This is a genomic window from Agromyces sp. Y558 (assembly GCF_059445415.1).
Map to the genome: position 1 here is coordinate 421,072 of NZ_JCAIUH010000003.1, position 19,891 is coordinate 440,962.

Here is a 19,891-nt window from a genome sequence, read left to right on the forward strand (position 1 = left end):
GGCGCATATGGCCTCTGAGCACGCGATCGGCATCGATATCGGTGGCACCGGCATCAAGAGCGCGGTCGTCGACCTCGACACGGGGCAGCTCGTCTCCGACCGTCGCAAGGTGCCCACACCTGAGGGTGGTCGCCCTGCAGACATCCTCACTGCCACGGGCGAACTGCTCGCCGGACTTTCCGACGGGTTCGGCGACACTCTCCCTCTCGGTGTGTGCTTTCCGTCGATCGTCAAGCATGGCCGCACGCTCTCAGCAGCCAATATCTCGCGCGAGTGGATCGGCTTGCCGGCCGAGCAGCTCTTCGAGGACGCCTTCGGTCGCGAGATCCATTTCATCAATGATGCGGATGCCGCGGGGTACGCAGAATCCCGCTATGGGGCCGCGGTCGGCGCTGACGGGCTCGTGATCCTGACGACCCTCGGCACCGGTATCGGCTCGGCATTCCTCTACGACGGTGTGCTCTTGCCGAACACCGAACTCGGCCACATGGAGGTCGACGGGGTGCAAGCTGAGAAGCGTGCCGCCTACTCGGCGATGGAACGGGAGTCGCTCAGCTGGGAGGAGTGGGCTGCCCGACTGCAACGCTTCTATGCGGCCGTCGAATTCCTGTTCTCACCAGACTTGTTCGTCGTCGGCGGCGGCGTCTCGAAGCACCATGCCCAGTTCCTGCCGCTGCTCGATCTCCAGACGCCCATCGTTCCGGCGGTGCACCGCAACAACGCGGGCATCCTCGGGGCTGCGTCGCTCGCCGCGCACTGAGGCTCGCGTTCGCATTCGTCGCTCGACGATGCCGGGGTGTGAGTGGGCCGGCTGATACGCCGGGTTCTGTTCACCGGGCGCTTGCGCGACACCGGCTGGACGGCCATCTCTCTCGGGACTACGTTGCCGCAGCCCTCCAGCGGTCTACCCGGGAACGGGGCGGGCAGCCCCATCGTTCCCTGTCTGACTTTGCTCCGGACGAGGTTTACCGAGCCGACCGCGTCACCGCGGCCGCTGGTGGGCTCTTACCCCACCGTTTCACCCTTACCTGGTGCTTGCGCACCCGGCGGTCTGCTTTCTGTGGCACTGTCTCGCGGGTTACCCCGGGTGGGTGTTACCCACCGTCCTGCCCTGTGGAGCCCGGACGTTCCTCGGCGCACGATCGAAACCGTGCGACGCGACCGTCTTGCCGACCCACTCGCACCACGAGTCTACCGTCGGCCGCCGCTCACGGATCGCCGAGGCATCCGCACCCGATGCAGACCGTCTCGAACTGCGGCTCGGTCAGAGACCCGACTCTTCGGTGCGCACCAGGATGCGATCACACTCGGGGCACTGCACGACATCGTCGGGGGCGGCACGGCGCACCGCCTCGAGATCGGAGCCGGTCAGCGTCATACCGCAGCCACCGCAGGTGCGCGCCTGGAGCAACGCGGCTCCGACTCCCCCGCCGCGCACCCGACGCTGCTCGTAGAAGGCGAGCAGCGGCTCGGCGATGCCGCCGGCGACGACCCCGCGATCACGCTCCGTCTGCTCGCGCTCGACAGCGAGCCCTCCGGCGGCTTCATCTCGTTCGGCCTCGAGCTTCGCCACATCGGCGTCGATCGCCGCGCGCTGCAGATCGATGCTCGAGACGGCCACCTCTGCTTCTTCGACCCGCTCCATCACGACGAGTTCCTGCTCCTCGAGATCGCTCAAGCGACGCCGTAGCGATGCGAGTTCGGACTCGAGCGCCGAGACGTCTTTCACCGACGAGGTGTGCTGCAGCCGGTCGCCGTCGCGCGCAATCCTCGCCTCGACCACGCTGACATCGGATTCGAGGCGCTTCAGCTCCATGCGCGCGTCTTCGAGCGCGCCGATCGCCTCGGCCCGCGTGCCGCGCACCGCCAGGTCATGAGCCGCGAGTTCGGCGAGGGGCCCAGCCTGCGGCAAGGTGGCGAGCCGGTGGGCGAGTTGCGTCAACCGGGTGTCGAGGGATTGGAGCCGCAGCAGCTGTTCTTGTTCGGCGGGGCTGGCCTTCACGTGGTGCTCCTCGTGGGATCGGGTCGTCGGAGAGGACGGTGGTGGTGCTGGTTCACTGCACGATCTGGAAGTCCCAGGGGTCGGTGCGGAGTTCGGAGACGATGACGGTGAGCTCGGGATGCGCGGCGCGCAGCTGCTCGGCTGCAGTATCGAGCCAGAGCCACTCGCTCGCCCAATGCGAGACGTCGAGTAGGGCGGGCCCACCGGTGAGCTTGGCCTGCTCGCGCGCCTCTGAGGCCGGATGGTGGCGCAAGTCTGCGGTGATGTAGGCGTCGGCCGCTTGCACCGCAGGGTCGCCGAGCAGCGAATCGCCGGCACCGCCGCACACGGCGACTATTTCGACTTGATCGTCGAATCCGCCGGCGACGCGCACGCCGGTCGCAGTCGGTGGGAGGATCTCGGCGAGCCGTCTGGCCAGTCGGCCGACGGTGGTGGCCTCGGGCAGCCGCCCGATACGGCCGAGCCCAGAAGCTGGATCGGCCGACGGAACGATGGGGGTCGTCTCGACGAGTCCAAGACGTTCGGCGAGCACAGCCGAGGTACCCGCGTCGACGACGTCGGCGTTCGTGTGCGCGGTGACGAGCGCGCAGTCGGCTCGGATCAACCGCGCGAGGAGCGAACCCTTGTAGCGGTCTTCGGCGACCGAGGTCACCCCGCGCAGGAGCAGCGGGTGGTGGGCGATGATGAGGTCCGCGTGCTCGGCGAGCGCCTCGTCGATGGTCTCGGCAACCGCGTCGACGGTCAGAACGACGCGGCGCACCGCAGCAGCGGGATCGCCGGCCACGAGCCCCGGGGCATCCCACGATTCGGCACCCGCAATCGGCCAGAGACGATCGATCGTCGTCAGGAGGTCGGCGAGGATGGCGGTCACTCGCTCAGCCTACCTTCGCGGTCGACGCTGGCACCGCACGGTCGTCACCGCACAGCGCGGCTGCCTGAGATGTCGGTCGGAATCAGGCGCCCCATGCTGCGTAGCCGCGAGAGGTCCGGTGGAACTGCCTGTCTCGAGGCCAATGCCGTCTCCGGTGCTCACAGCTCCTCCAGCGGCATACGCTCGTCGGCAAGGCGTTGCGGATCGACCCGATTGCTTGGCCGCCGTGGCGCCGGCCAGGCCGGCACCGACGATCACGAAGTTCGCCGTTTTACTCATGATCACCAGTTTTCCGTGCGACTCGATCGCAGCCCTGCTCCCGACTGTAGGAGCGGTGATTTCTTAAGACAATGCTGCTTGTTTTAGATCCTGCTCTTCAATCGAGAACTGCTGTTTTAGAGATATCATGTCGCGTATGGATGACCCCACGCGGCACGACGATCTCGTTGCCATCGCTTCGATCGCGGACCCGCAGCGGCGGGCCCTGCTCGAGTTCGTAGCGCGGCATGCAGAGCCCGTCGGGCGAGACGAGGCGGCCAGGGCCCTCGGCATGGCGCGCGGAACCGCGGCGTTCCACCTCGACCGACTCGTCGAGGCCGGTCTGCTCGTTACCGAGTTCCACCGACGCAACGGCAGATCTGGCCCAGGTGCCGGGCGCCCCGCGAAGCTCTATCGCCCGGTCCCCCGTGAACTCGTGGTCTCGGTGCCCGAGCGTCACTACGACGTCGCCGCCGAACTCCTGACTCGCGCCGTGGAGGAATCCGACCGCACGGGAGAACCCATCCGACCGACGCTCGAGCGAGTCTCGACCGAACTCGGTCGAGCGCTCGGAGCGGCCTCCGACTCGATGGCCGACGTGCTGCAGCGCCTCGGCTACGAACCGATCGACGACGGTGACGGCGGGATGCTGCTGACGAACTGTCCCTTCCACAGAGTGGCGCAGAACCACACCGCCACAATCTGCGGTGCGAACACGGCGCTCCTGCGTGGCGCAGCCGAGGGCGCCGGCGAGGCGTGCCGTGTGGCCCTCGAACCTCGCGACGGTCATTGCTGTGTCCGACTCGTCGCCGACGCCGCGCACTGAAGCACTCGGTTGCCTTGAGAGGAAGGCTGCCGCCTTCGGCGATCGCAGTGACATCGGAGCCGAGGCCCGATCGATGACTTGCGCAAATCCTGCATGTGCAATATTTTTATTACATGTGCAGGATTCACGCGTGAACGCCGAGGAGCTGAGTGCCACGCTCGCAGCAATCGCGAGTCCGCAGCGCATGCGCATCATCACGATCCTCTCGACGGAAACACTCCACGTGAGTGAACTCGCCCGGCGGATGGGAATGTCCCGCGCGCTGCTCTACATGCACCTCACCAAGCTCGAAGAGACCGGATTCGTGACCGGGCATCTCGAGATGTCCGACGACGGCAAAGCGCTCAAGCTCTTCGAACTGCTTCCGTTCACTCTCACACTCACCGCGGAAACGCTCGCAGAAGCCATCGCCGCACAACAGGAAAGCGAGAACAAACGACCATGAACGAGGATATTCCAACCGTCTATCTCCTGGTCCCCTTCATCTTGCTGGTGTTCGGTTTCGTCTACATAATCATCCGCACGTCCTTGAAATCGAAGGAGCGGATCGCGCAGGGCAGCTCGGACCTCACCGAGGCTCTCGCGACGAGTACAGCCGCGAACACGGCGATCGCTGAACACCTCGACCGCATCGATGCCCGCCTGGCCGCCATCGAGAAGACGCTCAACGACGTCCCGTCCTAGGGTTCGACGCCGAGTCGGCCTGAGAACGTCTCGAGACTCGAACAGGAACGGTCACTCTAGGTGGTGTCGTTCGTGTCGAGCATTCCGTCGGTGATCGCGTGCAGGGCGAGCAGGTGATCACGGTACGCCCGATGGCCTTTGGCGGTGGTTCTGACCCAGGTCCGTGGCCTATTGCCGACGTAGCCTTTCGTGACTTTGACGTACCCGGCGCGCTCCAGGTGCGCGACGGCCTTGCTCACGATGGAGTCGTCGGTCTCCAATAGTTCGCGAAGGGTACGGAAATCAAGTTCGTTTTCCTTCCCGAGCGCGGCCATGAGAGAAAGGCGGATCGGGGTCTGGAACGCATCGTCCAGGCGGTGTCTCGGATGGGTCACCCTCCCGCCTCCGAGTAGCGTCGCGCGCGGATTGGCAGGAGTGCCGCAATGACCATGATGGCAGCTGCAATCACGCCGAGAGCGACCGCGACCCATGCGGTGATCCAGTCCGTGCGTACCAGCAAAGCTGTCAGGGCAAACAGAATGCCGACCGTCGCCGCGAACGCAACCCAATGGATTGGACCCCACTCGAACCCGGTTCGCGCCAGCCCCCAGCGAGAACGGTAGCCGATGATGGCGACCAAGATCAGCAACAAGGCCACCACCTGTACGACCGGGAACCACGGCTGAGGGCTGACCCCGGCGACTGCACCCAACGCGGTGCCAGTGACTGCCGTCGTCCACCGGGCTGGCCGGCTCAGCGGCTCGTTGACCCATCGCTCGTCATCAGGTGTTCGAGCACTCCGGAGTCGTCGGATCGGCCCGAAAGCCATCGCAGCGAACAAGGCGATCGGCAAGAACATGGTCAACCACCATGGATAGCTGACACCAATGACAGCCAGGACAAGGAGTGCAAAGAAGCTGGCGAGGATGATTCCGACGACGATCCAGTAGCGGGGTGACGGCGTGGTGCGGACACCGAACCGCTCCCGCGCCCCACTGGCCAGAGAGCTGAAGAGCAAGATCGGAAACACCAGGAGAGAGGTGGAGTAGGTGCCAAGCCCGCGGGTCGCGTCCTCTATCGATCGGCCGCCGAAGGAGAACAGGAACACACCGACATAGGCCGCCATGATGACTGCTCCCCACAGCATGAATAACGCGAAGGATCTGGAAGGCGCCCGCTGCTCCGCTCGTTCGCGAGTTTCGTCGTGACTCCGCAGCATGCGTGCCGCTTCCCCGCGCGACGGCTGGCTGGTTCTACTTTCCATTTGGCAAGTATATGCAGATAGGCAGGCAGTGGCGACAAGCTCCTCGCCGCTCGCTTCGCCACGATCGCCGAGGTAACACGAAGCGAGGGGACGAAACTCGACACGATGCATCATGCGATGTCACCTGTTCCGTAAAGGAACTTAGGGTGGGCCCTGCCGGGCTCGAACCGACGACATCCACGGTGTAAACGTGGCGCTCTACCAACTGAGCTAAAGGCCCGCGACCGCGCGCGGCGCACGCCAATGCTATCGCGGGATGCCTAGACTCGCGGCCATGGAGCCGATGCAGCAGCATCCGAGCCGGAGCACGCCGACGGAACATCGATGGCCCTCCGTCGTCGCACTCGTCGTCGCGTTGGCCCTGTATGCAGGACTGCCGAACGACTTCCTCGGTGCGCAGCGATTCACGGTCGTGGTCTTCGGTGCGGCGCTGCTCATTCCACTCATCATCACGAACCCGCACCGCCTCACGCGCCGCTCGACATTCACGACGTGGGCGTCGATCACCCTCGCCTGCGGACTCGTACTCAGCAACCAGCTCACGATCGCGCTCCTACTCGTCAAGCTCGCCGGAGGCCGCGCGGACGACGCGCACGGGCTTCTCCTCGCTGCGGTACAGGTCTGGGTCGCGAACGTCATCGGGTTCACACTGCTGTACTGGGAGCTCGACCGCGGCGGCCCGGTGATGCGCACCATGGAGGCTCGCGCCGACCTGCCGCCCGCCGACTTCCGGTTCCCACAAGACGAAGACGATGACGCCGTCAGCGAGGTCGCGGCCCGATCGTCGGTCGTGCACGACTGGATGCCGCGGTTCGTCGACTACTTCTACTCGGCGCTGTCGAACTCGATGGCGTTCAGCGCCACCGACGCCATGCCGTTGTCGCCGCGGTTCAAGCTCCTCATGGCACTCCAGGCGTTCGGCGGCTTCCTGATCCTCGCCCTCGTCATCGCCCGGTCGGTCAACATCCTCGCGTGAAGCCCCGCGTCAAGCGAGCGGATGGCGCAGACCCGGCTCAGAGCGCCGAGAGCGCTTCCCGGTACTGCTCGAGCGAGCGAGCCTCACCGCGAGGGGTCGCGAAGCTCGCAGCGATGACACCATCGGCGTCGATCACGAACGTCGCACGCTCGGCCAGCCCGGCGGTGTCGTCGAACGCGCCGAACGACGACGCGACCGCTCCGTGCGGCCAGAAATCGGACAGCAGCGGGAAGCCGTACCCCTCGCGCTCCGCCCAGGCGCGCAGCGTGTGCTTCGAATCCACCGAGACGGCGAGGAGTGCGACATCCGGTTCATCGAACATGGCGATGTTGTCGCGCAACTCGCAGAGCTCACCGTGGCAGATGCCCGAGAACGCGAGCGGAAAGAACACTACGGTGACGGCCCGCCCACGGAATTCGGCGAGCTGAACGGGTTGGCCGAACTGGTTCACGAGGGCGAAATCGGGGGCCGGAGTGCCGGGGGCGAGAATCACGGGGCGGGTTCCTTTCGCGGGACGTCCGGTCGAACCGAGGCCTCAGCCTAGCCCCCACCTTGCAGGCATAGAATCACTAGGATGGCGTGGTGCCACTCGGCCGCGAACAGGCCCATTCGGCGTGCGCACGCCCCCACACCCGCAGGCATGATCTGCTGAAGAGAGAGGTCGAGTGTGACTGTCAACGACCAGGATCCTTACTCGGTCGAGGCGATGGACGCCGATCCGGAAGAAACTTCCGAATGGGCCGAATCCCTCGATGCGCTTGTCGCTGAGAAGGGACACCAGCGTGCGCGAGAGATCATGCTGAGCCTCCTGAAGCGCTCGAAAGAGCTGCACCTCGGTGTGCCGATGGTGCCGACCACCGACTACCTCAACACGATCGCCACTGAGAACGAGCCCGAGTTCCCCGGTGACGAAGAGATCGAGCGCCGCTACCGTGCGTGGATCCGCTGGAACGCCGCCGTGCTCGTGCACCGCGCACAGCGCCCGGGAATCGCCGTCGGCGGGCACATCTCGACGTACGCCTCGAGCGCCTCGCTCTACGAGGTCGGTTTCAACCACTTCTTCCGCGGCCAAGACCACCCGTCCGGTGGCGACCAGATCTTCATCCAGGGTCATGCCTCCCCCGGGCCGTATGCCCGTGCCTTCCTCGAAGGGCGCCTCACGGGCGACCAGCTCGACGGCTTCCGCCAAGAGAAGTCGCACGCGCCCAACGGTCTCTCGTCGTACCCGCACCCGCGTCTCATGCCCGAGTTCTGGCAATTCCCGACGGTGTCGATGGGTCTCGGACCGATCAACGCGATCTACCAGGCGCAGACCAACAAGTACCTGACCAACCGCGGTATCAAAGACGCCGGCGACCAGCAGGTCTGGGCATTCCTCGGCGACGGCGAGATGGACGAGGTCGAGAGCCGCGGACAGTTGCAGGTCGCTGCCAACGAAGGCCTCGACAACCTGAACTTCATCGTCAACTGCAACCTGCAGCGACTTGACGGCCCCGTTCGCGGCAACGGCAAGATCATCCAGGAGCTCGAGAGCTTCTTCCGCGGCGCGGGCTGGAACGTCATCAAGGTCGTCTGGGGCCGCGAATGGGACGACCTGCTCGCCCGCGACCACGACGGCGCGCTCCGCAACCTCATGAACGTCACCCCCGACGGCGACTACCAGACGTACAAGGCCGAGTCGGGTGCGTACGTGCGCGAGAACTTCTTCGGCCGTGACCCGCGCGCCCTCGAGCTGGTCTCCCACCTGTCCGATGACGAGGTGTGGGGCCTGAAGCGCGGCGGTCACGACTACCGCAAGGTCTACGCCGCGTTCAAGGCCGCGAGCGAGCACAAGGGCCAGCCGACGGTCATCCTGGCGAAGACGATCAAGGGCTACGGCCTGGGTCCTGCCTTCGAGGGTCGCAACGCGACCCACCAGATGAAGAAGATGACCCTCGACAATCTGAAGACCTTCCGCGATCAGATGCGCATCCCGATCACGGACGCGCAGCTCGAGGAGAACCCGTACCTCCCGCCGTACTACCACCCTGGCGAGGGCGACGAGGCGATCCAGTACCTCCACGAGCGCCGCCGGGAGCTCGGCGGGTATCTGCCCGAGCGCCGGTCGAAGTACACCCAGGTCGCCCTGCCCGACGACTCGACCTACGCGATCGCGAAGAAGGGCTCGGGTACGCAGGAGATCGCCACCACGATGGCATTCGTCCGCCTGCTGAAAGACCTCATCCGCTCGAAGGACTTCGGCCACCGCATCGTGCCGATCATCCCCGACGAAGCGCGCACCTTCGGCATCGACGCGTTCTTCCCGACGGCGAAGATCTACAACCCGAACGGCCAGCACTACACCTCGGTCGACCGCGAACTCCTGCTCGCCTACAAAGAGAGCCCGCAGGGCCAGATCCTGCACGTCGGCATCAACGAAGCCGGTGCCATGGCCGCGTTCACGAACGTGGGCACGTCGTACTCGACGCAGGGCGAAGTACTCATTCCCGTCTACGTCTTCTACTCGATGTTCGGTTTCCAGCGCACGGGCGACGCCATGTGGGCTGCTGGCGACCAGATGGCACGCGGATTCATCATCGGCGCCACCGCAGGTCGCACGACGCTCACCGGCGAAGGGCTGCAGCACGCCGACGGGCACTCGCCGCTGCTCGCGTCGACGAACCCGGCCGTCGTCTCGTACGACCCCGCCTACGGGTATGAGATCGGGCACATCATGCGCTCGGGCCTCGAGCGCATGTACGGCGGCAACCACGCCGACCCGAACGTGATGTACTACATCACCGTCTACAACGAGCCGCTCGTGCAGCCGGTCGAGCCCGATGGCGTCGACATCGACGGCATCATCCGCGGCATCCACCGTCTCGGTGAATCAGGCGTCGCCGGGCCCAAGGCCCAGCTGCTCGCCTCTGGTGTCTCGGTGCCGTGGATCCTCGAAGCGCAGAAGCTGCTCGCTGAAGACTGGGGTGTGTCGGCCGACGTGTGGTCGGTCACGAGCTGGGCTGAACTGCGCCGCGACGGTCTCGCCGCAGACGAGCACAACTTCCTGAACCCCGATGCCGAGCGCCGCGTCTCGTACCTCACGCAGAAGCTCGCCGAGGCACGCGGCCCGTTCGTCGCGGTCTCCGACTTCATGCACGCGGTGCCCGACCAGATCCGCGCGTATGTGCCGGGCCCGTTCGCGACGCTCGGTGCCGACGATTTCGGATTCTCCGACACGCGGCCCGCTGCGCGGCGCTTCTTCAAGATCGACGGCCCATCGGTCGTCGTGCGCACGCTCGAGTTGCTCGCCGACCGCGGCGAGGTCGACCGCTCGCTCCCTGCCCAGGCGATCGCGAAGTACCGGCTGCACGAGGTGAATGCCGGCACCACGGGATCGGCCGGCGGAGAGAGCTAGCAGGCGACGAGGTGGCGACGAAGCCCAAGACGAAGGCGGAGACGCTCGCATGGTTGCGGACCATAGCGGGCGAGCTCGCCACTGCGACGCTCAAGCGACTCGAAGACACGTTGCCGTGGTACGGCGATATGCCGCCGAGTCGCCGCTCCGCAGTGGGCCTCGTCGCCCAAGCCGGCATCTCCTCGTTCATCGCGTGGTTCGAGGACCCGCGGTCCACTCCGTGGATCGCAGCGGATGTCTTCGGGGCCGCCCCACGTGAGCTCCTCCGCTCGGTGAGCCTGCAGCAGACGCTGCAGCTCATTCGAGTGACGGTGGAGGTCGTCGAAGACCGCGTCAAAGACGGCGGCGAGCTGCTCCGCGAGGCGATCCTCCTCTACTCGCGCGAGATCGCGTTCGCAGCAGCCGACGTGTATGCGCGCGCCGCGGAAGCGCGTGGGCTCTGGGACGCACGTCTCGAGGCGCTCGTCGTCGACTCGATCCTCTCGGGCGAGGCCGACGACGAGCTGCCGAGCCGCATCGCCGCTCTCGGCTGGCACGGTCACGGCGAGGTGTCGGTGCTCGTCGGCACTGCGCCGAAGCAACTCGACGTCGATCATGTGCGCCGAGCCGCACGGCACATGCACGCCGACGTGCTCATCGGCGTGCAGGGCAACCGGCTCGTGCTCGTGATCGGGCGGGCCGACCCGCTCGCTCGCGAGGCCGACGACGCCATCGGCACGGCCCCTGCGCTCACCTTCATGGAGATCGCCGACCAACTCGAACCGCACTTCGGGCCCGGGCACCTCGTGCTCGGTCACGCGGTGCCGAACCTCGTCGATGCATCGAAAAGTGCGAAGGCGGCGCTTGCAGGATTCGCGGTGGCGCGCTCCTGGCGTCACGCCCCGCGCCCGGTTCACGCCGACGATCTCCTCCCCGAGCGCGCGCTGGCCGGTGACCCTCTCGCACGGGCGACGCTCGTGCACCGTATCTACCGGCCGCTGCAGGCGCACTCCACCGAGCTGCTGACGACTCTGTGGAGCTACCTCGACAACGGCCGTTCGCTCGAGGCGACCGCGCGCGAGCTCTTCGTACACCCCAACACCGTGCGGTACCGCTTGAAGCGAGTCTCCGACGTCATCGGTTGGGATGCCACGGGTGCGCGTGAGGCGCTCATCCTGCAATCGGCGCTCATCATCGGGTCGATGAGTGATCACGAGCACCCACCCCGCCGCCGGACGCCGAGCTGACGCTCCTTCTGTACTGTCTGTACAAGGCTTTTGCGAAGAGCTTGTCGCGTGTGCACACTCAAGCTGGTCGTCAGGTTGGCAGACTGGTGTGGTGATCGTCGTCGTCTGCCCTGGACAGGGCTCCCAGACCCCTGGTTTCCTCTCCCCCTGGCTCGGAGAACCGGCCTACGCTACGCGACTGTCGGCGCTGTCGGATGCCGCGGGGCTCGACCTCACCCGCTACGGCACGGAAGCTGACGCCGACACGATCCGCGACACCGCGATCGCCCAGCCGCTCATCGTCTCGGCCGGCATCCTCGCGCTTGAAGCGCTCCTGGCAGATGGCCGAGGTGCCCGCATCGGCGGCATCGCCGGTCACTCGGTGGGCGAGATCACCGCCGCGGCCGGATCGGGCGTGTTGAGCGACACCGACGCGATCCGTTTCGTCGCCGAACGTGGCCGTGCCATGGCGGATGCTGCGGCACTCGTTCCGACCGGCATGAGTGCGGTCATCGGTGCTGACGAGGCCGACCTCCTCCCCCGGCTCGACGAGCTGGGCCTCGAACCTGCGAACTTCAACGGCGGCGGACAGATCGTGGTCGCCGGCGCCCTCGACGCGCTCGCGACGCTGAAGGCCGACCCTCCTGCCGGTACCCGGGTGATCCCCCTCCAGGTGGCCGGGGCCTTCCACACGCGATACATGCGCCCGGCCGTCGAACGCCTCGCCGATGTCGCTTCCGGCCTCGCCGCGGCCGACCCCGCCTTGCCGCTCTGGACGAATCGCGACGGCAGCCTCGTCGTATCCGGTGCCGTCTTCCTCGATCTTCTCGTCGGCCAGGTCTCCTCGCCCGTACGCTGGGACCGCTGCATGGAGTCCTTCGCCGCTGCCGGCGTCACCGGCATCATCGAGGTGGCACCCGCAGGAGCCCTCGTCGGTCTCGCCAAGCGCGCGCTCAAGGGTGTGCCGGCCGTGGCCGTGAAGACTCCCGACGACCTGCCTGCAGCGATCGCGCTCATCGAGCAGCACGCCTGAGCCGACGACCGACACGAGAAAGCCGAGCATGACGAGACCGACCCTGCAGCAGTCCCATGGGCCCGCGTACACCCGCATCTACTCGATCGGCGCCGCACGAGGCGCGAACGCAGTGCCGAATGACGACCTCGTCGGCCCGATCAACTCGTCTGACGAGTGGATCCAGCAGCGCACGGGCATCGTCACCCGTGCGCGCGCCGGCGCTGACGTGCCAGCCATCGACCTCGCAACGGATGCCGCCGTCGAGGCGATCGAACGCTCTGGGGTCACACCCGAGCTCATCGACCTCGTGATCATCGCCACGATCTCGAACGTGCAACAGACGCCGTCGATGGCCGCCGTCGTCGCCGATCGGGTCGGCGCGAACCCCGCGGCGGCCTATGACACGAACGCGGCGTGCGCCGGTTACGCCTACGCGGTCGCGCAGGCCGACGCGCTCATCCGCACCGGAGCGGCGCACTACGCGCTCGTGATCGGTGCCGAAAAGCTCTCCGACGTCGTGGACCCGACCGACCGCAGCATCTCCTTCCTGCTCGGCGACGGCGCAGGCGCGGTCGTCATCGGCCCGAGCGACACGCCCGGCATCGCACGTACGATCTGGGGTTCCGACGGGTCGAAGGCGGGCGCGGTCGGCATGAACGGCACGCTCACCGAGTTCCGTGACGGCAAAGCCGAGTGGCCGACGCTCCGACAGGAGGGCCAGACGGTCTTCCGCTGGGCCGTGTGGGACATGGCGAAGGTCGCGAAGCAGGCTCTGGATGCCGCGGGCGTGACGTCCGCCGACCTCGCGGCGTTCATCCCGCACCAGGCGAACATGCGCATCATCGACGAATTCGCCAAGCAGCTGAAGCTGCCCGAAACGGTCGTCATCGCCCGCGACATCGAGACGACGGGCAACACCTCCGCTGCGTCGATCCCGCTCGCGACGCACCGTCTGCTCGAAGAGCACCCTGAACTCTCCGGAGGCCTCGCCCTCCAGATCGGCTTCGGCGCCGGACTCGTGTTCGGCGCCCAAGTGGTGGTTCTTCCCTGAACCTCCTCCCCCATGTCCATCTAGACTGTCTCTCGGTCAAACGAGACACCCCCAAGGAGAAGAACAATGGCATTGTCCACCGAAGAAGTGCTTGCCGGCCTGGCCGAGCTCATCAACGACGAGACCGGCATCGCAACCGACACGGTTGAGCTGGACAAGTCGTTCACCGACGACCTCGACATCGATTCGATCTCGATGATGACCATCGTCGTCAACGCCGAAGAGAAGTTCGACGTGAAGATCCCCGACGAAGAGGTCAAGAACCTGAAGACCGTCGGCAACGCCGTCGACTTCATCGTCAAGGCCCAGGCCTAGCAGCTGCGTGGAGCGGGCCGGCGCCTCTGCCCGGCCCGCTCGTTCAGCATGACCGTTCTCTCCATCGGAGTGTTTCTCGAATGACCAAGAAGATCGTCATCACCGGTATCGGTGCGTCCTCGCCGCTCGGCGGCACCGCTCCCGAAAGCTGGAATGCCCTGCTCGCCGGCGAATCCGGCACGCGCACGCTCGAACACGAGTGGGTCGCCGAGCTCGAACTGCCAGTCACCTTCGCCGCCGAGGCGAAGGTTCGTCCCGAAGAGGTGCTCGAGCGTCCGGTCGCGAAGCGACTCGACCCGTCGAGCCAGTTCGCGCTGATCTCAGCCAAAGAGGCGTGGGCCGATGCCGGCGCACCCGAGGTCGCCCCCGAGCGACTCGGCGTCGACTACGCCACCGGCATCGGCGGCATCTGGACACTGCTCGACGCCTGGGACACGCTGCGTGAACGCGGCCCGCGTCGAGTGTTGCCCATGACCGTGCCGATGCTCATGCCGAACGCCGCGGCCGCAGCCATCTCGATGCACTTCGAGGCGCGCGCGTTCGCTCGAACGGTCGCCTCTGCTTGCGCCTCGAGCACCGAGTCGCTCGCGAACGCCTACGAGCACCTGCAGCTCGGCCTCGCCGACGTCGTCATCGCCGGTGGATCAGAGTCGGCGATCCACCCGATCACGCTCGCATCGTTCTCGTCGATGCAGGCACTCTCACGCCGCAACGACGACCCGGCTCACGCGTCGCGCCCGTACAGCGTCGACCGCGATGGCTTCGTCATGGGTGAGGGTGCTGCAAGCCTTGTGCTCGAGACCGAGGAGCACGCGCTCGCGCGCGGCGCCCGCATCTACGCCGAACTCGCCGGCGGTGGCGTGAGCGCGGACTCGTTCCACATCACGGCGAACGACCCCGAGGGCCGAGGTGCGCGCCGCGCCGTGCTCGACGCGCTCGCACAGGCGGGTGCCACGCCCGATGAGGTGACCCACATCAACGCGCACGCCACGAGCACGCCGGTCGGCGACATCGCCGAGTACACGGCACTCGCGGGCGTGTTCGGCGACCGCGTGCGCGAGATCCCCGTCTCCGCGACGAAGGCCTCGACCGGTCACCTGCTCGGCGGTACCGGTGCGTTGGAAGCGGTATTCACGATCCTCGCGCTCCAGCACCGCGTCGCTCCACCGACGATCAACATCAGTACGCAGGATCCCGACATCCCGTTGCTCGTCTCCGGTGAGCCGCAACCGCTTGCCGACGGCCCGCAGCTCGCCATCAGCAACTCGTTCGGGTTCGGCGGGCACAACGCGGTCATCGCGATCCGCACCCCGTAGGCGAAGTCCGGGCGTGATCGCGCACGCATGAGAAGACCCCGGTCGCGCCATCGCGCCGGGGTCTTCTCTCGTGCACGGTCCGAGGGTTTCGCTCGTGCGCTGCCGGGATCGTTCCTCCGACCTCGCGTCACGCCGCCGGCGGACCGAGGCTCGCTCAGCCCACCTGGTGCAACCAGACGACCGGAGCGAAGTCGCTCGCGTGACGGAACGGCTCGAGCTCGTCGTCCCACGCTTGCCCGAGCGCGAGTCTCAGCTCGCGGTGCAACTCGATCGGGTCGGTGCCGCCGACCTCCATCGCGTAGCGGATTCGGTCTTCGGGCACGACGGTGTTGCCGGCCGTGTCGGTCTGCGCGTAGAAGACGCCGAGTTCGGGCGTGTGCATCCACCTGGCGCCGTCGGAGCCGGGAGTGGGGTCTTCACTCACCTCGAAGCGAAGCTGCTCCCAGCCGCGCAGCGCGGACGCGAGCTTCGCACCGCTGCCGGCCTCGCCCTCCCAGTAGAATTCCGCGCGCATCGCGCCTCGGAACACCGGTTGCTCGCTCCAGTCGAAGTTCACCGGCGTACCCAAAGCGCTGCCGGCCGCCCACTCGACATGCGGGCACAGCGCCCTCGGCGAGGAGTGCACGAACAGCACACCTCGCGCGGAGCGCGCAGCCCGCGTGGCATTCTTCGTCATCTCGATCTCCGTTCGTGAGGTGCGTCTTCCCCAACGACCTCTGACGGACGGATGACCGGTATTCGATTGTCGACGAGCGAGCCGTCACCGCCGATTATGCCCCGCATCAGGCTCCTTGACAAGACTCGAAACCATATACTCAGTGAGACGTTCACATCTGATCGGAGAGTCCATGGCCGTACGCGATGCATTGCTCGCCCTCCTCACTGCTGGGCCGGGGTACGGTTTCCAGCTCCACGGCGACCTCGCTGAACGCACCGGCGGCCGTCGGAGCGTGAATGTCGGCCAGAGCTACGCGACCCTCGACCGCCTTGGCAAGCAGGGGCTCGTCGAGTCCGCCGGCGCCACCGACGACGGTCTCCCCCTCTACCGATCGACCCCAGACGGCACCAGCGCCACCACAGCCTGGTTCAACGGCGCGGATGCCTCGGGCAGCGACCCGTGGGACGAGACGGTCGATCGGGTGCTCATCGCCGCGTCGTTGCCGGGCGTCGATGCCGGTCGCATCGTCGCCGCGGAGCGTCGACGATGGGAAGAACGCCGCGACGCGGCATCCGCTCGCTCGACGCCCGACGACCGTGAGAGCGCACGCGATGCGGATGTTGCGGCGCCCGCGCGGCTCGGCGCGCTCGCCGCCGCAGCCGAGCGCGCCCGCGCCGGAGCGGCACTCGCGTGGTTCGACGAGGTCGAATCGGCGCTCGGAACGCATGATCTCTCGTTCGCGCCACGCATGGAACGACCTCGGCGCGGCCGCAGGCCGACGACGAAAGCAGGGCCGTCGGCGACCGCCGCCGATCAGGCGTCGGCCAACTCGTAGCTGTCGACGATCGCGAGGTCGAGCGGGAACTCCACGGGGAACTCGCCGAACATCAGGCGGCCCGCCGCGTCCGCGGCTTCCGTGACGGCCGCGGCAACGTCGTCGGCGAGTTCGCGCGGAGTGTGCACGATGATCTCGTCGTGAAGGTAGTACACGAGATGTGGCACGTTCGCGAACGCGATGCCGGAACGGTGCGCGCTCTCGCCGGGGTCGGGTGCCGCGAGGGCGATCGCGGCGAGTTTCGAGCGCAGGGCGGCCATCCAACAGAGCGCCCACTCGGCCGCGCTGCCCTGCACTACGAAGTTGCGGGTGAAGCGGCCCCAATCCCGAGCGCGCGAACGGGCCCGGCGTTCGTCGGCCGCTGTCGCCTCGGGCTGGCTGGCCAGCGATTGCGTCGATCGCCAGTCTTCGCCAGGCAGCGGCGAGGAACGGCCGAGCAGGGTGGTGACGCTGGCCCCGCGCTCACCGTCGGCGGCAGCACGATCGACCAGCGCCATGGCGCGCGGGTACGCACGCGCGAGCCGCGGCACGAGCCGGCCGCTCTCGCCGGTGGTCGCGCCGTACATGGCGCCGAGGATCGCGACCTTCGCCTCGTCGCGTGACTCGACGACGCCGGCTCCGACGATGCCGCTGTAGAAGTCGCGGCCTCGCCCCGCCTCGGCCATCGACTCGTCATGCGCGAGACCGGCGAGCACGCGCGGCTCGAGTTGGGCGGCGTCGGCGACGACCAGCACCCAGCCGGGGTCGGCCACGACAGCGCTGCGCACGTTCTTCGGCAGCTGCAGCGCTCCCCCGCCGGCGGTCGCCCAACGACCGGTCGCCGTACCGCCCGGCACGTAGTCGGGACGAAACCGGCCATCGATCACCCACTCGTCGAGCCACGCCCACGCGTTCGCGCTGAGCAGTCGGGCGAGCTTCTTGTATGCGACGAGGGGATCGATCGCCGGATGCTCGTGCTCGCGGAGCTCCCATCTGCTGGTCGACTCGACCTGGATGCCGGCTCCGCGAAGTGCCTTCAGCAACGCCGCCTGCGAGTCGAGGTTGAGTGAGGCCGCGCCGAGCGCCGCACGCACCTCGACGGCGAGCTCCTCCATGCGAACGGGCTTGCGTCCTGGCGCGGGTTTCGGACCGAGCTCACCCTCGAGCACGCGCTCGTGCACACCACGGTGCCACGGCAGGCCCGCGGCGTGCAGCTCGGCGCCGATGAGCGCGCCGGCCGACTCCGCCGCGAGCAGTAGGCGAAGTGCGCCCGGCCGTTCGGACTCCGCCACGAGGGCGAGCTGTCTGGAGTGCTCGGCGAGGATCTCGCCGACCGGCACGCCGAGCAGGTCACGCGGGCCGGCGAGTTCGCCCGGCCCCGAGGCATCCGTCTCGCTCTCGAAGTCGCCGAGGTCGAAGAGAGCTGCGTGGGCAGCGGATGCCGCCGGAGCGAAGCCGACCGGCTGCCCGGCCTCGGCGGGGCCCGGGGGCAGCCAGGCGGGTCTCGCGAGCTCGCCTGCGCCGCGAGCCGCGGCCGTCGTCGTCGAGTGGTCGAGGATCGCCCCGGCGAGAACGAGATCATGACAGCGCTCGACTCGAACGCCCTCGGCGAGCAGCCGCGGGTACCACCGGCGAGTGTCGGCCCAGATCCATCGTGGGTGGCGTGACTCGAGCGCTCGCACGGCGATCGGGAATTCTTCGAGCGACGCCGTGTCGAAGGGATCGTTCGAGACCGACGGATCGACGAGGCCGACCCGGCCGGGCCCCATCGCTCCGACCACGATCCGCATGCTCTCATTCTCGCGGTTGCATCCGACATCCGCTGCCGATGTCGGTGGTCGACGACAGGATCGTCGACATGAACGGGATGTGGCAGTGCACATGGTCGCGGTGAGCTTCGGGTGCGGGCACGGCGCCGATGCCGGTGCACCCGGAACCATGACACTCGCTCGCGTCTGCCCGCTCTGCATGCTCCTTCACGAGACTCAGCGTTCCCGCGCCGAGCTGCTCACGCGGGTCGTGCCGCCGCAGCGCGCTGCACTCGCCTGCGAGACGCGCATCGGTGCGAGCTATGAGTGGCGGTGCCGTCGCGGGCACGACCGATACCCGGCGACGGTGAGCGCGGTGCTCACCGGTCCGAGCTGTGCGAAGTGTCGTGCCAATGCCGCATCGCCCGGAGCGCTCCGCGAGGCCGGCCTCGCATTCATGAAGCCGGGGCTCAAGGTCGGCACCTCGCGTGTGGAGCAGCGACTGCGACTGCTCCTCGGCGAACGCATTCGTCTGCACCATCGCGTCAACGCAGTGCGCATCGCTCGCATGTTCTACGGCAAGCAGGAGGTCTGGCCCGACGTCCTGGTGCCGCTACTGCGCATCGCTGTCGAGTACGACGATCCCGGTCGATCGCGGCGGGCGCATCTCGGCCTGAAAGAGGCCTCCGACCTCGAGAAAGACGAGGCGCTCCGTGAGGTCGGCTGGGAGGTCATCAGAATTCGGGCGGGCGGTCTCGGCCCGCTCGGTGCGTACAGCGTCGTCTGCCAGGGCTTCACCATTGCTGCCGTCGACGAGGTGGTCGCGATCATGCGGCGCATCCGCGGCGACGCTGCGATCGACGCCCTGTCGATTCGGCGCGAGGTGGCCGGCTGAGCACAGGATGCCCGGCGTGGCATACTCTCGGCGATCCATCGCGAGCAGTTGGTGCATGCGAGCAATCCTCCCGATAGGGTGAGTGGACCCGAGCACCCCTTCTGGCCCGGGAATTCGCGCGCGCAGAGAGGCACTCGATGCTCCTTCCGTTCATCATCGTCGGCGGCATCGGCCTCGTGCTCCTGCTCATCTCACTGGTGCTCGGCGACATCTTCGATCACCTCGACATCGGCGACGGCGCACTCTCGGGCACTGCGTTGGCGGTAGGCATGGTGGTCTTCGGAGCATCCGGCGCCCTCGTCTCGAGCATGGGGCTCGAACTGGTCTGGGTGTACGTGCTCTCGATCGTGCTCGCCGCCGTCGCCTACGGGCTCTGCGTGCTCGCCATTCGCAACCTCACCCGCAGCTCCGACGGCGCGCCGGCATCGGCCGCCGGGCTCTCGGGCGTCGCGAGGTCGGATATCTCCGCCGCCGGCGGCGAGGTGAGTCTCGACGGCCCGGGCGAGGTCGAACGCCGTCTCGCCTATTCCGAGCAGCCGATCGCCGAAGGTGTACGCATCCGCGTCACCGAACACGTCGGCAGCCGCGTGAAGGTCATCGCTGACTGACCTCTCGGCTGC

21 protein-coding genes, 1 tRNA gene and 1 other RNA gene are annotated in these 19,891 nt (G+C 67.4%); 14 read left to right on the plus strand and 9 right to left on the minus strand.

Translation table 11 applies throughout. The annotated features are described in order from the left end of the window. Window positions 1-7 precede the first annotated feature (7 nt). Window positions 8-760 carry a polyphosphate--glucose phosphotransferase gene (gene ppgK, locus AC1C2T_RS16860; RefSeq protein ID WP_495386058.1) on the plus strand — a complete coding sequence of 251 codons (753 nt, stop codon included), beginning with the start codon at window positions 8-10 and terminating at the stop codon, window positions 758-760. 39 nt (window positions 761-799) lie between these two features. Here ppgK and rnpB read toward each other — a convergent pair. The 3 genes from rnpB to AC1C2T_RS16875 form a co-directional block, all read right to left on the minus strand. Continuing rightward, an RNA gene (gene rnpB, locus AC1C2T_RS16865) (RNase P RNA component class A) lies at window positions 800-1,177 on the minus strand. A gap of 87 nt (window positions 1,178-1,264) precedes the next feature. Then, a complete protein-coding gene (locus tag AC1C2T_RS16870) occupies window positions 1,265-2,002 on the minus strand; it encodes a zinc ribbon domain-containing protein (protein ID WP_495360072.1) in 738 nt (245 codons plus the stop codon). Between the two features lie 52 nt (window positions 2,003-2,054). Next, window positions 2,055-2,873 carry a Nif3-like dinuclear metal center hexameric protein gene (locus AC1C2T_RS16875; protein ID WP_495360073.1) on the minus strand — a complete coding sequence of 273 codons (819 nt, stop codon included), beginning with the start codon at window positions 2,871-2,873 and terminating at the stop codon, window positions 2,055-2,057. Between the two features lie 415 nt (window positions 2,874-3,288). Here AC1C2T_RS16875 and AC1C2T_RS16880 point away from each other — a divergent pair, with 415 nt between their 5' ends. From AC1C2T_RS16880 to AC1C2T_RS16890, 3 genes are all read left to right on the plus strand, one after another. Continuing rightward, entirely contained in the window at window positions 3,289-3,957 is a 669-nt protein-coding gene (locus AC1C2T_RS16880; protein ID WP_495386059.1) for a helix-turn-helix transcriptional regulator, read from the plus strand. Between the two features lie 130 nt (window positions 3,958-4,087). Further along, complete coding sequence (locus tag AC1C2T_RS16885) at window positions 4,088-4,402, plus strand: ArsR/SmtB family transcription factor (RefSeq protein ID WP_495360075.1); 315 nt, start codon at window positions 4,088-4,090, stop codon at window positions 4,400-4,402. Beyond that, entirely contained in the window at window positions 4,399-4,641 is a 243-nt protein-coding gene (locus AC1C2T_RS16890; protein WP_495360076.1) for a hypothetical protein, read from the plus strand. Before AC1C2T_RS16885 ends, AC1C2T_RS16890 begins: the two co-directional genes overlap by 4 nt. A 56-nt stretch (window positions 4,642-4,697) precedes the next feature. On the opposite strand, the gene AC1C2T_RS16895 is transcribed toward AC1C2T_RS16890, so the two are convergent. From AC1C2T_RS16895 to AC1C2T_RS16905, 3 genes are all read right to left on the minus strand, one after another. Next, window positions 4,698-5,015, minus strand: coding sequence for a transcriptional regulator (locus AC1C2T_RS16895; RefSeq protein WP_495386060.1), 318 nt, complete (start codon window positions 5,013-5,015; stop codon window positions 4,698-4,700). Beyond that, on the minus strand, window positions 5,012-5,884 hold the full coding sequence (locus AC1C2T_RS16900) for a hypothetical protein (RefSeq protein ID WP_495386061.1): 873 nt from the start codon (window positions 5,882-5,884) through the stop codon (window positions 5,012-5,014). Before AC1C2T_RS16900 ends, AC1C2T_RS16895 begins: the two co-directional genes overlap by 4 nt. Window positions 5,885-6,031: 147 nt before the next feature. Then, window positions 6,032-6,104 (minus strand) — tRNA-Val (locus tag AC1C2T_RS16905). A gap of 54 nt (window positions 6,105-6,158) precedes the next feature. Here AC1C2T_RS16905 and AC1C2T_RS16910 point away from each other — a divergent pair. Further along, a complete protein-coding gene (locus tag AC1C2T_RS16910) occupies window positions 6,159-6,860 on the plus strand; it encodes a hypothetical protein (protein WP_495386062.1) in 702 nt (233 codons plus the stop codon). A gap of 37 nt (window positions 6,861-6,897) precedes the next feature. On the opposite strand, the gene AC1C2T_RS16915 is transcribed toward AC1C2T_RS16910, so the two are convergent. Then, window positions 6,898-7,353 carry a peroxiredoxin gene (locus tag AC1C2T_RS16915; RefSeq protein ID WP_495360079.1) on the minus strand — a complete coding sequence of 152 codons (456 nt, stop codon included), beginning with the start codon at window positions 7,351-7,353 and terminating at the stop codon, window positions 6,898-6,900. Window positions 7,354-7,527: 174 nt separating this feature from the next. Here AC1C2T_RS16915 and aceE point away from each other — a divergent pair, with 174 nt between their 5' ends. The 6 genes from aceE (at window position 7,528) to AC1C2T_RS16945 (ending at window position 15,156) form a co-directional block, all read left to right on the plus strand. Then, window positions 7,528-10,254: a pyruvate dehydrogenase (acetyl-transferring), homodimeric type gene (gene aceE, locus AC1C2T_RS16920; RefSeq protein ID WP_495360080.1), complete on the plus strand. Its 2,727-nt coding sequence runs from the start codon at window positions 7,528-7,530 to the stop codon at window positions 10,252-10,254. 11 nt (window positions 10,255-10,265) lie between these two features. Next, window positions 10,266-11,480: a PucR family transcriptional regulator gene (locus AC1C2T_RS16925; protein WP_495360082.1), complete on the plus strand. Its 1,215-nt coding sequence runs from the start codon at window positions 10,266-10,268 to the stop codon at window positions 11,478-11,480. 91 nt (window positions 11,481-11,571) lie between these two features. Further along, window positions 11,572-12,492 carry an ACP S-malonyltransferase gene (locus AC1C2T_RS16930; RefSeq protein WP_495386063.1) on the plus strand — a complete coding sequence of 307 codons (921 nt, stop codon included), beginning with the start codon at window positions 11,572-11,574 and terminating at the stop codon, window positions 12,490-12,492. Between the two features lie 28 nt (window positions 12,493-12,520). Further along, complete coding sequence (locus tag AC1C2T_RS16935; RefSeq protein ID WP_495360084.1) at window positions 12,521-13,525, plus strand: beta-ketoacyl-ACP synthase III; 1,005 nt, start codon at window positions 12,521-12,523, stop codon at window positions 13,523-13,525. A 66-nt stretch (window positions 13,526-13,591) separates the two neighbouring features. Continuing rightward, window positions 13,592-13,840 (plus strand): acyl carrier protein, encoded by a 249-nt coding sequence (locus AC1C2T_RS16940; protein WP_022894469.1) that lies wholly within the window; start codon window positions 13,592-13,594, stop codon window positions 13,838-13,840. 80 nt (window positions 13,841-13,920) lie between these two features. Then, a complete protein-coding gene (locus AC1C2T_RS16945; protein ID WP_495360085.1) occupies window positions 13,921-15,156 on the plus strand; it encodes a beta-ketoacyl-[acyl-carrier-protein] synthase family protein in 1,236 nt (411 codons plus the stop codon). A gap of 154 nt (window positions 15,157-15,310) precedes the next feature. On the opposite strand, the gene AC1C2T_RS16950 is transcribed toward AC1C2T_RS16945, so the two are convergent. Then, window positions 15,311-15,832 (minus strand): DUF3145 domain-containing protein, encoded by a 522-nt coding sequence (locus tag AC1C2T_RS16950; RefSeq protein WP_495386064.1) that lies wholly within the window; start codon window positions 15,830-15,832, stop codon window positions 15,311-15,313. A gap of 172 nt (window positions 15,833-16,004) precedes the next feature. Between AC1C2T_RS16950 and AC1C2T_RS16955 the strand changes: the two genes are divergently transcribed. Beyond that, a complete protein-coding gene (locus AC1C2T_RS16955; protein ID WP_495386065.1) occupies window positions 16,005-16,649 on the plus strand; it encodes a PadR family transcriptional regulator in 645 nt (214 codons plus the stop codon). On the opposite strand, the gene AC1C2T_RS16960 is transcribed toward AC1C2T_RS16955, so the two are convergent. Next, on the minus strand, window positions 16,628-18,418 hold the full coding sequence (locus AC1C2T_RS16960; protein ID WP_495386066.1) for a bifunctional 3'-5' exonuclease/DNA polymerase: 1,791 nt from the start codon (window positions 18,416-18,418) through the stop codon (window positions 16,628-16,630). The genes AC1C2T_RS16955 and AC1C2T_RS16960 overlap by 22 nt on opposite strands. Before the next feature lie 79 nt (window positions 18,419-18,497). Between AC1C2T_RS16960 and AC1C2T_RS16965 the strand changes: the two genes are divergently transcribed. Both AC1C2T_RS16965 and AC1C2T_RS16970 read left to right on the plus strand, forming a co-directional pair. Next, the gene (locus AC1C2T_RS16965; RefSeq protein WP_495386067.1) at window positions 18,498-19,271 is read left to right on the plus strand and encodes a hypothetical protein; all 774 of its coding nucleotides are present in this window, start codon (window positions 18,498-18,500) and stop codon (window positions 19,269-19,271) included. A gap of 137 nt (window positions 19,272-19,408) precedes the next feature. Further along, window positions 19,409-19,879 (plus strand): NfeD family protein, encoded by a 471-nt coding sequence (locus AC1C2T_RS16970; RefSeq protein WP_495360090.1) that lies wholly within the window; start codon window positions 19,409-19,411, stop codon window positions 19,877-19,879. Window positions 19,880-19,891: the final 12 nt, after the last annotated feature.

Excerpts from the sequence above, each read along its gene's own strand:
- AC1C2T_RS16910 (WP_495386062.1), top strand. The coding sequence starts at position 6,159 with ATGGAGCCGATGCAGCAGCATCCGAGCCGGAGCACGCCGACGGAACAT.
- AC1C2T_RS16950 (WP_495386064.1), bottom strand. The coding sequence starts at position 15,832 with ATGACGAAGAATGCCACGCGGGCTGCGCGCTCCGCGCGAGGTGTGCTG.
- AC1C2T_RS16935 (WP_495360084.1), top strand. The coding sequence starts at position 12,521 with ATGACGAGACCGACCCTGCAGCAGTCCCATGGGCCCGCGTACACCCGC.
- AC1C2T_RS16900 (WP_495386061.1), bottom strand. The coding sequence starts at position 5,884 with ATGGAAAGTAGAACCAGCCAGCCGTCGCGCGGGGAAGCGGCACGCATG.
- AC1C2T_RS16945 (WP_495360085.1), top strand. The coding sequence starts at position 13,921 with ATGACCAAGAAGATCGTCATCACCGGTATCGGTGCGTCCTCGCCGCTC.
- AC1C2T_RS16940 (WP_022894469.1), top strand. The coding sequence starts at position 13,592 with ATGGCATTGTCCACCGAAGAAGTGCTTGCCGGCCTGGCCGAGCTCATC.
- AC1C2T_RS16955 (WP_495386065.1), top strand. The coding sequence starts at position 16,005 with ATGGCCGTACGCGATGCATTGCTCGCCCTCCTCACTGCTGGGCCGGGG.
- ppgK (WP_495386058.1), top strand. The coding sequence starts at position 8 with ATGGCCTCTGAGCACGCGATCGGCATCGATATCGGTGGCACCGGCATC.
- AC1C2T_RS16970 (WP_495360090.1), top strand. The coding sequence starts at position 19,409 with ATGCTCCTTCCGTTCATCATCGTCGGCGGCATCGGCCTCGTGCTCCTG.
- AC1C2T_RS16960 (WP_495386066.1), bottom strand. The coding sequence starts at position 18,418 with ATGCGGATCGTGGTCGGAGCGATGGGGCCCGGCCGGGTCGGCCTCGTC.
- AC1C2T_RS16880 (WP_495386059.1), top strand. The coding sequence starts at position 3,289 with ATGGATGACCCCACGCGGCACGACGATCTCGTTGCCATCGCTTCGATC.
- AC1C2T_RS16890 (WP_495360076.1), top strand. The coding sequence starts at position 4,399 with ATGAACGAGGATATTCCAACCGTCTATCTCCTGGTCCCCTTCATCTTG.